Here is a 12,280-nt window from a genome sequence, read left to right on the forward strand (position 1 = left end):
CCCTCTCGGTGATGAGCCTTGCCGACCGGCCGCTCACCTCGGCCGAGAAGCGCCAGATCCTCGACGCCTTCGTCGGACGGATGCGGGCCGCGAACGCCGGGGCCGCCGCGGCGGGTTGAGTCGCGGGCACCGGCTTGCGCGCCCGCGGAAACGAAACGATAACGAATTATGGTTTCCATCTTCGCGTGACAGGGACCACGTCCGGCAGAATGCGCGACAAGTTCGACAGCTACCTCGACCGCTTCCTCGGCCGCCGCGCGCTCGACCGCTGGCGCGCCGCGGCCGAGCGTGCCGGGGCGGCCGATCCCGCCACGCTTCGCGCCCTGCGCGGCGAGGGCCGGCAGCTTCGCCGCCAGATCGACCGCGTTCTTCATGTGGCCGAAGGGCCGCTCGCGCGCGGGGACGGGGCGTCGGCGATCCCGAAGCCGCTTCTGGCGGACTGGGCCTGGCGGCCGGAACTCTGGTCGGGCCCGGTGACGCCGCCGGGCCTTGCCGCGGTCGCCACCCGCACCGGCTTCGGCGCCGAGGCGAAGTTGTTTCACGACTGCGCCGAAAGCGAACTGACCCTGCGCCAGATCGCCAATACCCGCCCGACCGACCTCGCCCCCTATGGCCTCAGGATCGACGTATTCCGCTTCGATGGTTCGTTCCTCTCGCTCGTGCTCGACCTTCCGATGGCGGGGCTCCAGGGTCTCGGTGCCGGTCACGTCGTCCGGCTCGACGCGGCGGTGGAAGCGGAGCGACCGCTGGAGATCTTCGCGCGGCTGAACCTGCGCCACGGCCCCAACACCGACGAGATCGTCCGCGAACTGCCGAAGGGCACGACGGAAGCGACGGTGGAATTCGACCTCGGCTACACCCGCCTGACCGACCGTCCGGTGGAGGCCGCCTGGCTCGACCTCATCTTCGAGGGCCCCCGGATGAACCAGGTCGTCGTCCGCGACCTGACGCTCAGCCGTCGCCCGAGGGCCGCGCTGTGACCGGGACCGGTGCGAAGAGCCTGACGCTTGAAGGCGCCCGGATCGCGGCCGGGTGCTGGCGGGCGGAGCTTGTCGCACCGGACCGGGACGAGGCCCCCGCGATCGAGGTCTGGCATCAGGAGGCGCGCCTTGACGGCGTCAGCCTCGCCGCGCCCTCGGCGCCCGGTCGCTGGCCGGTGGCGGTGCCGATCCCGGCATCGCTCCTGTCCGACGGAGTGCAGACCTTTGTCGTGCGCGAGGTGGCCACCGGGGCCACGCTCGGCCATTTCACCATCGTCACCGGCGTTCCCCTGGAAGACGACATCCGGGCCGAGATCGACCTTCTCCGTGCCGAGCTCGACATGCTGAAGAAGGCCTTTCGCCGCCACTGCGCAGAGACGGACGGGACCTGATCCGCTCTCCCGTGACGCAGCGTCCGGCGTGACCGCGGCGCGCGCCTTTGGCATCGTCACCATGCAAGGAGGGCCCCATGTCGCATTACCCGCATCTGCTCGCACCGCTCGACCTTGGACACGTGGTCCTGCCCAATCGGGTGCTCATGGGCTCCATGCACACGAATCTCGAGGAGACGAAGGACTGGAACCGGGTGGCGGCATTCTATGCCGCGCGCGCGCGGGGGGGCGTGGCACTCATGGTGACGGGCGGCATGGCGCCGAACCGCGAGGGCGGCGTCTTTCCCGGTGCGGCGGGGCTTTTCACACCGGCCGACATCGCCAACCACCGCGTCGTGACCGACCGGGTGCATGACGAAGGCGGCCGCATCGCGATGCAGATCCTCCACGCCGGGCGCTATGCCTACGGGCCGGACTGCGTGGCGCCCTCCGCGATCAAGTCGCCGATTTCTCCCTTCCCGCCGAAGGAACTGGACGAGGCAGGGATCGAGAAGCAGATCGCCGACATCGCCACCGCCGCCGCGCGCGCCCGCGAGGCGGGATACGACGGCGTGGAGGTGATGGGGTCGGAGGGATACTTCCTCAACGAATTCCTCGTCACCCGCACGAACCGGCGCACCGACCGCTGGGGCGGCAGCCTTGAGAACCGGATGCGCCTGCCGCTGGACGTGGTGCGGCGAGTGCGGCAGGCGGTCGGGCAGGACTTCATCCTGATCTACCGCATCTCGCTGCTCGACCTCGTACCCGAGGGGCAGACCTGGGACGAGGTGGTGACGCTCGCCAAGGCGGTGGAGGAGGCAGGCGCCTCGATCCTCAACACCGGGATCGGCTGGCACGAGGCGCGGGTGCCGACGATCGCCACCTCCGTTCCCCGTCGTGCCTTCGCCTGGGTGACGAAGAAGCTGATGGGCGAGGTCGCCATCCCCGTGATCACCTCGAACCGGATCAATACGCCCGATGTGGCCGAGGCGGTGCTGGCCGAAGGCTGCGCCGACATGGTGTCGATGGCGCGCCCCTTCCTTGCCGATCCGGATTTCGTGCGGAAGGCGGCCGAGGGCCGCGCGGAAGAGATCGCCCCCTGCATCGCGTGCAACCAGGCCTGCCTCGACCACACTTTCGCCGGAAAGATCTCGACCTGCCTCGTCAACCCGCGCGCCTGCTTCGAGACCGAGCTGGTGCTGGAGCCCACGGCCGCCCCGAAGTGCATCGCCGTCGTCGGCGCGGGCCCGGCGGGGCTTGCGGCGGCGCTCGCGCTCGACCGGCGCGGACACACGGTCACGCTTTTCGAGCGGGGCGCGCGCCTCGGCGGCCAGTTGAACCTTGCCCGTCAGGTGCCGGGGAAGGAGGAATTCCACGGTCTCGTCGCGTGGTTCGAGACGATGGTGGCAAAGTGCGGTATCGCCCTGCGCCTGTCCACCGAGGCCACGCCGGACATGCTTTCGGATTTCGACGCGGTGGTCGTCGCCACCGGCGTGCGCCCGCGCGATCCGCAGATTCCGGGGCAGGGGGCGGCGAACGTGCTGTCCTACATCGACGTGCTGACGGGCGCGCCCGTGGGCGCGCGGGCGGTGATCGTCGGCGCGGGCGGGATCGGCTTCGACGTGGCGGAGTTCCTGACACAGACCGGGCAGAGCCCGACGCTCCATCTTCACGACTGGCTCGCCGAGTGGGGCGTGACCGACCCCGAGACGGCGCGCGGAGGACTCGTGGAGCCGAAGCCCGAAGCACCGGCGCGGGCTGTGACGCTGCTGCAGCGCAAGCCGGAGAAGCCGGGCCGCAATCTCGGCAGGACAACCGGCTGGATCCACCGCGCCGCGTTGCAGGCGAAGGGCGTGGAGATGATCGGCGGCGTCAACTACGAAGCGGTGGAGCCGGGGGGACTGCGCGTTTCCTCAGGGCCGGGGCGAGAGGACCCGCGCCTGATCCCCGCCGACACCATCGTCCTTTGCGCCGGCCAAGAAAGCGACCGAACCCTTGCCGAGAGGCTTGCCGCTAGGGGATGTGTGGTCCACGTGATCGGCGGCGCAGATGTTGCGGCCGAACTGGATGCCAAGCGCGCCATCGACCAGGGAACCCGTCTCGCCGCCACCCTCTGAGCGCCATATGTGACGCCTGCCGAACGGATCGGCGGAAACTTGCCACTTTGGTTCGCGACAATACCCCAGTGTTGTCCGTCAGCCTCCGCAATATTGCCCGAATTGCCCGCGATACCGGTCTGCGGCGGGCAATGTATTTGACGGGTGCACAATGGACCGACTGACGGAAATGGAGGCTTTCGCCACCGTCGTAGACCAGGGGGGGTTTACGGATGCCGCGAAGAAGATGGGGATTTCGAAGTCCGCCGTCTCGAAACATGTCTCTTCGCTTGAAGCGCGTCTGGGGGCGCGGCTTCTGAACCGCACGACGCGCCGGGTGTCGCCGACCGAGATCGGTCTGGCCTACTACGACCGGGCGCGGCGCGTGCTGAACGACGCCGGCGAGGCCGACGCGCTTGTCACCTCGATGCAGTCGGCGCCCTCCGGGCTCCTGCGCATCTCGGTCGCGACCGATTTCGGGGTGAACCTGCTCTCGCCGATCCTCGGGGATTTCCTGCTGGAATACCCCGACATCACCGTGAACATGGTGCTGAACAACCGCTATGTGGAACTCATCTCGGAAGGCTTCGACATGGCCATCCGGGTGGGGGAACTGGAAGATTCGACGCTGCGCGCCCGCAAGCTGACCGAAACGGTCAAGCGCATGGTCGGCTCGCCCTCCTATTTCGAGAAATACGGCCGCCCGACGAAGATCGACGACCTGAACGAACACAAACTCCTGCACTATTCCAACCAGGCGTCGGGGAACGTCTGGAAGATCACCGCGCCCTCGGGCGAAAAGCGGCAGGTGCGCACCGCCGGCTGGCTGACGGTGAACGACGGCCAGTCGCTTCTCAATGCCGCGATCTCGGGCCTCGGGATCGCCTATCTGCCATCATTCCTCTACTCCGACGCGATGAAGCAGGGCCTCGTGATCGACGCGATCCCCGACCTTCCGGTCGAACAACTCGGCATCTACGCGGTCTATCCGCCGGGACGCTTCACCCAGCCCAAGGTCCGCGCCTTCATCGATTTCCTTGCGCAGGCCTTTGCCGACAAGGGGCCCGACGCCTGGTAAGCCTTTCGGGGTGTGAACGGTTCAGCGGGTCGAGGTGATCATCGCCTCGACCCGTCGGTTTTGGGTCCGCCCCTCGGGGGTGAGATTGGAGGCGAGGGGGCTCAGGAAGCCCACGCCATCCGCCGATAACTGCGCCGGATTGACGCCGTAGGATTCGACGAGACGCGCCATCACCGATTGCGCGCGCTTGCGCGAGACCGCCACGTTGGCAGGGAGCGTCCCCTCGGCGTCGGTGTGCCCGACGAGCGCGATGCTCTTGTCGGGATTGGCCTTCAGGAACTCCGCCAAGGCCGCGAGCGAGGGGAAATCGTCCGCGCCAAGTTCTGCCGCGCCCGAGGCGAAGCGCAGGTCGTCGAGCACGACCTTGCCGCGAGCCACAAGCTGGTCGCCGAGCGAATCCGGCGCCGGCGCGCTCTCGCGCGGGCTGAACTCCGCCGCGGCGATGGGCAGCGGTTCCACCAGCGCGGCGCCGATGCGGGTCATCTGCACATAGCCGCTGTCGGAAGACCTGCTGACCAGGAGGCTCACGTAATCCGGCGCGCCGGCGGTTCCGCGCCGGGCGGAAAGGAAACGGAAATCTCCGAGGTCGACGTGCATCTCCGGCTCGGGCAGGCAGGACATTGCGAAGCGGAAATCGAAGCCGCCGCAATCGTCGGCGTCACACTCGAAGAGGATCTCAAACCCCTCGCGTCCGAGCTGGTCGCGCAGGGTCGCAAGGAGTGCCATCGTGGTGAGGTTGCCGTCGCGTATGCGCCAGGCGGTCTGCGTGACCTCGCCCTCCGTCCGGATCGTTTCCATCCGGCCATCCTTCCAGGGGCCGACCGGCAGGGCATGGCTGCCGAGTTCCGTCCGGTCCTCGGCCGTGCGCATGGCCGATGGCGGCAGGGACAGGGTCGGCGCGGCCTCGGCGGCGGGGGCGATGAGAGCGAGGAGGAACGCGATCCGTTTCATCGGTGCGCCCCGTGGTATTCCGGGTTGGGCTCCATCGCGGTGGCCGAGGCGATCCGGTTGGTCATGTTGAAGAAGCCGGTGACCGAGGCGATGTCCCAGATGTCTCGGTCCGTGAAGCCCGCGTCGCGCAGAACCTGCCGGTCGGCCTCCTCCACCCGGGAGGAGGCGAGCGTCAGCTTTTCGGCGAATTCCAGCATGGCCCGCTGCTTCTGCGTCAGGGCCGCCACGCGCCAGTTCATCACCATGGCCTCGCCGAGCGCCGGGTCGCCGGAAAGTTCCCGCACCGCCGCGCCATGTGCCACCTGGCAGTACCAGCAGCGGTTGAGCGAGGAGACCGCGACCGCGATCATCTCGCGTTCGAGCTTGGTGAGCCCGCTCTCGGCCAGCATCAGGTTGTTGTAGATCGCCGTAAAGGCGTTGAGCTTGTCGATGTCGAAGGCATAGGCTTTCAGCACGTTCGGCACGAGCCCGAGTTTGTCGGTGCAGATGTCGAAATACTTCCGGGTGGCATCCGGAAGCGGCCTGACCATCGGAAGGTCAAGCGCGGTGGGGCTGTGGCCGTCGTCCTTCACTGCTCCGCTTGCCTCTTGGGGTTATTGTGAGCGGTAGTGATACTCTCCCACAATCTCCATCCCGAGGGAAGCATAGAGCGCGTTCGCCGGTCCGTTCGCCGCTGTCACCAGCACGGAAAACCGTTCTGCGCCATGATCTTGCGCCCAGTGGGCGGCCTTCCGCACGATCTTGACGGCGGATCCTTGCCGACGCAGGTCCGGCGCCACGTGCAAAGCGTGCAGCATCGCCGTGTCATCGTGAACCGCGACGAAGGCCACGCCCGAGCAGCGGTCGTTGACGCGGCCGAGGATGGCGGTCTTCGGACCTTTCACACGCTCCATCACGGCAATCCGCTCCGCTCCGATCCCACCCTCGTCCCAGAGGTCGCGCATGATCGCGAGCGGCGGCCAGATCGCGAAGCCCGCCATCGGGTTGGCGGGTTCCGACGCGAGGGTCGCGACCGGCGCGGCATGAATCCGGACGGGGTCCTTGACGCGGTAGCCACGGACGGCGAGGGCGGCGTCGAGCGCCTCCTCCCCGGGCCGGATCATGAAGAGCGGGCGCTGCCCGAGGCGCGCGTGCATCCGCTCGGCCGCATCGATGCCGGCTTGCGTCCAGGGCCCAGCGGCGGTGGCGGCCGAGACGCGCTGACCGCCGCCCCTTCCCTCGCGCACGGTGAAGCCCCCGGCCCGGTGCAGCGCCGCCGCGGGCCAGGTCGCATCCGTGACCGCGAAGGGATCCGTCATGCCTCCTCGCCGGGGAAGAGCGCCGCGAGCCGTCCGATCGCCGCGTCGATCCGTACCGGGTCGGTTCCCCGCACGACGATGTTGGCGCCGTAGACGCCGTTCTGGATGAACGGGTAGGAGCCGAAGCTCAGGTCGGAAAACTCGGCGGCGAGTGCGCCGAGCGGTTCGGCGATCACGCCTTCGCCGCGGTCGATCCGCAAGGTCTGGCTGAGCACTGGCTTGCCGCCCGTCAGCCGCGGCAGGAGCGAGGCGACCATCGCCTTGAAGATGTCGGGCACGCCGGCCATGACATGCACGTTTTCAAGGCTGAACCCCGGCGCGGCCGAGATCGGGTTCTCGATCAGGGTTGCGCCTGCGGGAATGCGCGCCATGCGCTGGCGGGCGGCGTTGAACTCCAGCCCCGACCGGTCGTAGTGCGCCGCCAGGATGGCGCGGGCGTCGTCGCGGATGCGAAGGTCCATCCCGAAGGCCGAGGCAACGGCATCGGCGGTGATGTCGTCGTGGGTCGGGCCGATACCCCCCGAGGTGAAGACGTGGGTGAAATCCGCGCGGAGCGCGTTCACCGCCGCCACGATCGCGCCCATCTCGTCGGCGACGACGCGCACTTCCTTCAGGTCGATGCCGATGCGGGCCAGTTCGCCGGCGAGGTAGTACATGTTCGCGTCGCGTGTGCGGCCCGAAAGGATCTCGTCCCCGATGATCAGGATGGCGGCGGTGGGGTTCGGCATGGCTCACCTCTTCAGCCCAAGCTATAGGCAAGGTAAGGGCCTGGCGGAAGCCCCGGCTCTGGCCAAAGCGGGCTTCCTTGACTATCTAGGCGCGGTATCGTGGCGAAGGAGGGGCCGGTGGACGATCCGCGCGGCCGTCTGACGAAGGACGGGATCAGGATTAACGAGGCGGCGGATTTCGCCGGGATGCACGCGGCCGGAAGGCTCGCGGCCGAGATCCTCGACGAGGTGGGCGCACTGGTCGAACCGGGCGTCACGACCGAGGCGCTCGATACCTTCATCGAGCGGCGCGTGGCCGAGGCCGGTGCGAAATCCGCGACGATCGGCTACCGCGGCTATCAGCACGCCTCCTGCATCTCGGTCAACCATGTCGTCTGCCACGGCATCCCGGGGCCAAAGGTGCTGAAGGACGGCGACATCCTCAACATCGACGTGACCGTCATCGTCGACGGCTGGTACGGCGACACCAGCCGCATGTATGTCGCGGGCGCCCTGCCGAGGAAGGCCGAGCGGCTCATCCAGGTCACGCACGACGCGCTGATGCTCGGGATCGAGGCGGTCCGCCCCGGCAATACCTTCGGCGATATCGGTCATGCCATCCAGTCCTATGTCGAGGCCCAGCGAATGAGCGTGGTGCGCGACTTCTGCGGCCACGGGCTCGGCCGGGTCTTCCACGCGCCGCCGAACGTCCTGCACTACGGCCGCCCCGGCACGGGCCCGAAGCTGGAGGAAGGGATGTTCTTCACCATCGAGCCGATGGTGAACCTCGGCCGGCCCGAGACCAAGGTGCTCGCCGACGACTGGACGGCGGTGACGCGCGACAAGTCGCTTTCGGCCCAGTTCGAGCATTCGGTGGGCGTGACGGCGGACGGGGCCGACATCTTCACCCTCTCGCCTGCCGGCCGGTTCTGGCCGACGCGGTGACTCAACCCTCGCGCGGAACGACGTTCTCGCGGAATGCCACCTCGAAGGCGGTCTTCTTCGCCGCGTCCGCCTCCGTCTGGTGCAGCGCCCGCCAGTCCTCGTAGGGCATTCCGTAGTAGATCTCGCGCGCCTCGTCCTTCGTCATGGCGATGCCCCTCTCGTTCGCGGCCTCCTGGTACCAGCGGGCGAGGCAGTTGCGGCAGAAGCCGGCGAGGTTCATCAGGCCGATGTTCTGCACGTCCGTGCGCTTGTCCATCAGGTGATGGCGGAGCGCCCGGAACGCGGCGGCCTCGATCTCGATCCGTGTCTTTTCGTCCATCTGCGGTCCTCCCTGGCTCAGAGATCGGCGCCGGCCAGCGCCGCTTCAAGGATCGGCGCCAGCCGGTTGGCCCAGGCGATCTGGCCGTCCGCGCTGCGGATCAGGTCATGGCGGATCTCGACCAGCACATTGGGTCGCCCCGGCGTCAGCGCGTGCCGGTCGATCGAATCGCCGTCGAGGTGCCCGCCATAGGGCTCGTTCTCGCCCACGCAGAGGTCCCCCTCCGCCCGCAGGCGCGCAAGCAGGCTCAGGGCCAGCCGCGGGTCGCGGTGGGAATAGAGGACGCCGACGTGCCAGGGCCGCTCTGCCCGGCCGACGAGCCGGGGCGTGAAGCTGTGGACGGCGCAGATGACCGTGTCGGACCGCCGCGCGGCAAGGCTTTCCAGCGCGTCGTGATAGGGCCGGTGGAAAGCCTGAAGCCGCCGTTCCACCTCCGCCGCGTCCACCTGCCGGTTCACCGGGATCAGCGTCGAGTCGTAGAGCTTCATCACCAGCGTCGGGTCATCCTCGCCGCGGTTGGGGTCGATGACGAGGCGGGAGAAGTCCGACAGGATCGCCGGCGCATCCAGCCGTTCGGCCAGCCGCCGCGTCACTCCGGCGGCGCCAATGTCATAGGCGATGTGCCGTTCCATGTCCGCCGGCGCGATCCCGAGGCTGCCGCCGCCGACGCAGGCGGGAACCCGGTTCGTCGCGTGGTCGCAGGTGATCAGCCAGCGCGAGGGGCGGTCGGCCCCGAGGATGAGGAATGGCTCTGCCGTCATGCGTTTTTCGTCGTTCCCGGATGAAAGATCGTTTAGACGAGACGAAGGGCAAGCGCCAGTTGCCCTTGCCGCGGTTTTGCGCCATAGAGCGGCCAAGACCGCCGTTAGCGCAAACATGAAGGGGACCGGGGATGAGAAGGCTGCGTTGCGTGAAGATCGTGGCCACGCTCGGCCCCTCCTCCTCGGACTACGCCATGATCCGCGCGCTCTTCGAGGCGGGGGCCGATGTCTTCCGGCTGAACATGAGCCACGGCAGCCATGCCGATCAGGCCGCCCGCCACGCTATCATCCGGCGGGTGGAAGAGGACATGGGCCGGCCGATCGCGATCCTCGCCGACCTGCAGGGGCCGAAGCTCCGCGTCGGCACCTTCGTCGCCGGTGCGCACGAGCTGAACGAGGGCGACCGCTTCCGCTTCGACCTCGACCCGGCAGAGGGCGACGGGCGGCGGGTGAACCTGCCCCACCCGGAGATTTTCGCCGCACTCGAACCGGGGTCGCGGCTTCTGGTCAACGACGGCAAGATCCGCCTCACCGTCGATGCCTGCGGACCCGATTTCGCCGACTGCACCGTGACCGCCGGCGGCACCATCTCCAACCGCAAGGGCGTGAACGTGCCCGACGTGGTGCTGCCGCTCGCGGCGCTGTCGGACAAGGACCGCGCCGACCTCGACTTCGCCTGCGAACTCGGCGTCGACTGGCTCGCGCTTTCCTTCGTGCAGCGGGCCGAGGACGTGCGCGAAGCGCGCGCGCTGGCGAAGGGCCGCGCCGCGATCCTGTCGAAGATCGAGAAACCCGCCGCGGTGAAGGCCTTCGCCGAGATTCTCGAGGCCTCGGACGGCATCATGGTGGCCCGCGGCGACCTTGGCGTGGAGCTTCCGGTCCATTCCGTCCCGCCGATCCAGAAGCAGCTCGTCCGCGCGTCGCGATCGGCCGGCAAGCCGGTGATCGTGGCGACGCAGATGCTGGAAAGCATGATCGAAAGCCCGATGCCGACCCGGGCCGAGGTCTCCGACGTGGCGAGCGCGATCTACGAGGGCGCCGATGCGGTCATGCTTTCGGCCGAAAGTGCCGCCGGCCAGTATCCGGTCGAGGCGGTCGAGACGATGGACAACGTGGCGAAGTCGGTCGAAAGCGACCCGACCTACCGCGAGATCATCGAGGCCTCGCGTCGGATCGAGCGGCGCACAGTCGCCGACGGCATCGTCGCCGCCGCGCGCGAAATCGCCGAGGCGACCGACATCCATGCGATCTGCTGCTTCACCCAGTCCGGCACGACCGCGAGCCTCGTCGCCCGAGAGCGGCCCACGGTCCCCATCATCGCGCTCTCCCCGCTCATCGCCACCGTGCGCCGGCTGAGCCTGACCTGGGGCGTCCATTGCGTCCAGACGCACGACCCGGTGGACCGCTTCAAGTTGGCCGTCGTCAGCGCCGCCAAGGCCGCCCGCGAGTACGGCTTCGCGACCGAAAAGGATCAGATCGTCGTCACCGCCGGCGTGCCCTTCAACGTCAAGGGCACCACGAACATCCTCCGCGTCGCCCCCTGCGACGAACGGCTGATCTTCCGGACCGACCCGGAGTAGGGGGAGGCATCACCTCCTCGCCGAAGGGGCGGTAGGTGGTGCGCTCCACCGCCGCGCCGGTTTCGTCGGTGACGGCGCGGACCGAGCCGAGCCCGTCGGCGTGGAGCGCGTTCACCTGCGTCGTGACCGTGCTGCCGCTCCTGGTCCTGGTGATGCGGATGTCGGGCCGCGGGTAGAGCAGGATCTCCTCCGCCGCGCCCTGCCCGTAACGCCTGATCTCCACCGGGCCCATGTAGAGCGTCACCTCCGGCTGCCCGGTCAGCGGGTCGGTGTCGACCTTCTTCAGCCGTGTCCCGTCGGCGCCGTAGACGTAAGTGGTGGTCTTGCCGGCGAAGCTCACCGAGACCGGCCGGTTCTCGCCGTCATAGCTCATGACCTTGCCGTCGAGGCCGGCGGTCATGTTGCCGTTCGGGTCGTAGGTGAGTGTTTGTGCCGGCCCCGAGGCGCGCGTCACCGTCGAGGGCGCATGTTCCGCCTGGCCGGTGTTCGCGTAGGCATAGGTCCCGACCCGGCTGTTGGTCCGCATCCGGCCGGCGGCGTCATAGGTGAAGCTCTGGGTGAAGCCGGCAAGCCCATTGGTATGCGTCGCGGCGAGCAGCCGGCCGGCATAGTCGTAGGCATAGTCGAAGTTACCCTCCGGGTCCTTCGTCACGCCGCCCTGCAGATAGGAGGTCGAGGTCCGCCAGACCCGCCCCGAGGCGGTCCGCGCGATGCCGTTCCGTGCGACGGTCAGCCCGCCCGCGTCCCGCGCCTCACGGCCCTTGCCGGTCAAAATCTTGACTCGTCCTTGATAGCGCGATCAACTTCGGCGGCCAGCCATTGTTCGGCCGTGTCATATTCACGAAGCACTGCGGATGCATTCTCCTTATCGGCAACAAGAATGCGTGCATCCGGCGTAATCGCGTGCAAAATCTTCTTTTTCCCACCATTTTCGGTGCTTGATGGCTCTGTTGCACAAATCGGTTGAGGGGATTCATCTTGTGAATCCAGCGTGATAGCTGGAGGGCATGAGCAGACCGAACACACCGACTTACAAGACCAAGAACTGGCCGACCTACAACGCGGCGCGGCAGTGTCCCAGCACATGGTGTAGGAGGCCGCGCGCGGAGCCTCCGGCGTAGCGCAGCGCGCGGCCGCGGGTGACGCTGGCGGTCATCGCCGATCTTCGGAGAAGGTTCGGGTTGCGAGACCTGG

General features: G+C 68.2%; 13 protein-coding genes. 6 read left to right on the top strand and 7 right to left on the bottom strand.

Annotated elements, in window-relative coordinates; all coding sequences use genetic code 11:
- Positions 1 to 209 precede the first annotated feature (209 nt).
- From F9K34_RS12980 to F9K34_RS12995, 4 genes are all read left to right on the top strand, one after another.
- Entirely contained in the window at positions 210 to 980 is a 771-nt protein-coding gene (locus F9K34_RS12980) for a DUF6478 family protein (RefSeq protein WP_291337391.1), read from the top strand.
- Positions 977 to 1,372: a hypothetical protein gene (locus F9K34_RS12985; protein ID WP_291337392.1), complete on the top strand. Its 396-nt coding sequence runs from the start codon at positions 977 to 979 to the stop codon at positions 1,370 to 1,372. Before F9K34_RS12980 ends, F9K34_RS12985 begins: the two co-directional genes overlap by 4 nt.
- Positions 1,373 to 1,449: 77 nt before the next feature.
- Positions 1,450 to 3,468, top strand: coding sequence for an FAD-dependent oxidoreductase (locus F9K34_RS12990; RefSeq protein ID WP_291337393.1), 2,019 nt, complete (start codon positions 1,450 to 1,452; stop codon positions 3,466 to 3,468).
- A gap of 151 nt (positions 3,469 to 3,619) precedes the next feature.
- Positions 3,620 to 4,525, top strand: a complete 906-nt coding sequence (locus F9K34_RS12995; RefSeq protein WP_291337394.1) for a LysR family transcriptional regulator — start codon at positions 3,620 to 3,622, stop codon at positions 4,523 to 4,525.
- Between the two features lie 21 nt (positions 4,526 to 4,546).
- Here the strand turns inward: F9K34_RS12995 and F9K34_RS13000 are convergent, their stop codons facing one another.
- The 4 genes from F9K34_RS13000 to F9K34_RS13015 all read right to left on the bottom strand — a co-directional run bounded on the left by F9K34_RS13000 (position 4,547) and on the right by F9K34_RS13015 (position 7,502).
- Entirely contained in the window at positions 4,547 to 5,476 is a 930-nt protein-coding gene (locus F9K34_RS13000; RefSeq protein ID WP_291337395.1) for an OmpA family protein, read from the bottom strand.
- Positions 5,473 to 6,006, bottom strand: a complete 534-nt coding sequence (locus F9K34_RS13005; protein WP_291337403.1) for a peroxidase-related enzyme — start codon at positions 6,004 to 6,006, stop codon at positions 5,473 to 5,475. Before F9K34_RS13005 ends, F9K34_RS13000 begins: the two co-directional genes overlap by 4 nt.
- A 63-nt stretch (positions 6,007 to 6,069) precedes the next feature.
- Positions 6,070 to 6,774 carry a GNAT family N-acetyltransferase gene (locus F9K34_RS13010; protein WP_291337396.1) on the bottom strand — a complete coding sequence of 235 codons (705 nt, stop codon included), beginning with the start codon at positions 6,772 to 6,774 and terminating at the stop codon, positions 6,070 to 6,072.
- Complete coding sequence (locus F9K34_RS13015; RefSeq protein WP_291337397.1) at positions 6,771 to 7,502, bottom strand: competence/damage-inducible protein A; 732 nt, start codon at positions 7,500 to 7,502, stop codon at positions 6,771 to 6,773. The genes F9K34_RS13010 and F9K34_RS13015 overlap by 4 nt, the downstream gene beginning before the upstream one ends.
- A gap of 117 nt (positions 7,503 to 7,619) precedes the next feature.
- Here F9K34_RS13015 and map point away from each other — a divergent pair, with 117 nt between their 5' ends.
- Entirely contained in the window at positions 7,620 to 8,426 is an 807-nt protein-coding gene (gene map, locus F9K34_RS13020) for a type I methionyl aminopeptidase (RefSeq protein ID WP_291337398.1), read from the top strand.
- A 1-nt stretch (position 8,427) separates the two neighbouring features.
- Here the strand turns inward: map and F9K34_RS13025 are convergent, their stop codons facing one another.
- Both F9K34_RS13025 and F9K34_RS13030 read right to left on the bottom strand, forming a co-directional pair.
- On the bottom strand, positions 8,428 to 8,745 hold the full coding sequence (locus F9K34_RS13025; RefSeq protein WP_291337399.1) for a DUF1244 domain-containing protein: 318 nt from the start codon (positions 8,743 to 8,745) through the stop codon (positions 8,428 to 8,430).
- A gap of 17 nt (positions 8,746 to 8,762) precedes the next feature.
- Entirely contained in the window at positions 8,763 to 9,506 is a 744-nt protein-coding gene (locus F9K34_RS13030) for an N-formylglutamate amidohydrolase (protein ID WP_291337400.1), read from the bottom strand.
- A gap of 131 nt (positions 9,507 to 9,637) precedes the next feature.
- On the opposite strand from F9K34_RS13030, the gene pyk reads away from it, so the two are divergent.
- Complete coding sequence (gene pyk / locus F9K34_RS13035) at positions 9,638 to 11,086, top strand: pyruvate kinase (RefSeq protein ID WP_291337401.1); 1,449 nt, start codon at positions 9,638 to 9,640, stop codon at positions 11,084 to 11,086.
- On the opposite strand, the gene F9K34_RS13040 is transcribed toward pyk, so the two are convergent.
- Positions 11,013 to 11,858: a hypothetical protein gene (locus F9K34_RS13040; protein WP_291337402.1), complete on the bottom strand. Its 846-nt coding sequence runs from the start codon at positions 11,856 to 11,858 to the stop codon at positions 11,013 to 11,015. The two genes, pyk and F9K34_RS13040, sit on opposite strands and share 74 nt — an antisense overlap.
- Between the last annotated feature and the right edge of the window lie 422 nt (positions 11,859 to 12,280).

This window comes from Albidovulum sp. (assembly GCF_008933605.1).
GTDB lineage: Bacteria > Pseudomonadota > Alphaproteobacteria > Rhodobacterales > Rhodobacteraceae > Albidovulum.

Excerpts from the sequence above, each read along its gene's own strand:
- F9K34_RS13030 (WP_291337400.1), bottom strand. The coding sequence starts at position 9,506 with ATGACGGCAGAGCCATTCCTCATCCTCGGGGCCGACCGCCCCTCGCGC.
- F9K34_RS12995 (WP_291337394.1), top strand. The coding sequence starts at position 3,620 with ATGGACCGACTGACGGAAATGGAGGCTTTCGCCACCGTCGTAGACCAG.
- F9K34_RS13005 (WP_291337403.1), bottom strand. The coding sequence starts at position 6,006 with ATGGTCAGGCCGCTTCCGGATGCCACCCGGAAGTATTTCGACATCTGC.
- F9K34_RS12990 (WP_291337393.1), top strand. The coding sequence starts at position 1,450 with ATGTCGCATTACCCGCATCTGCTCGCACCGCTCGACCTTGGACACGTG.
- pyk (WP_291337401.1), top strand. The coding sequence starts at position 9,638 with ATGAGAAGGCTGCGTTGCGTGAAGATCGTGGCCACGCTCGGCCCCTCC.
- F9K34_RS13015 (WP_291337397.1), bottom strand. The coding sequence starts at position 7,502 with ATGCCGAACCCCACCGCCGCCATCCTGATCATCGGGGACGAGATCCTT.
- F9K34_RS13000 (WP_291337395.1), bottom strand. The coding sequence starts at position 5,476 with ATGAAACGGATCGCGTTCCTCCTCGCTCTCATCGCCCCCGCCGCCGAG.
- F9K34_RS12980 (WP_291337391.1), top strand. The coding sequence starts at position 210 with ATGCGCGACAAGTTCGACAGCTACCTCGACCGCTTCCTCGGCCGCCGC.
- F9K34_RS13025 (WP_291337399.1), bottom strand. The coding sequence starts at position 8,745 with ATGGACGAAAAGACACGGATCGAGATCGAGGCCGCCGCGTTCCGGGCG.
- F9K34_RS13010 (WP_291337396.1), bottom strand. The coding sequence starts at position 6,774 with ATGACGGATCCCTTCGCGGTCACGGATGCGACCTGGCCCGCGGCGGCG.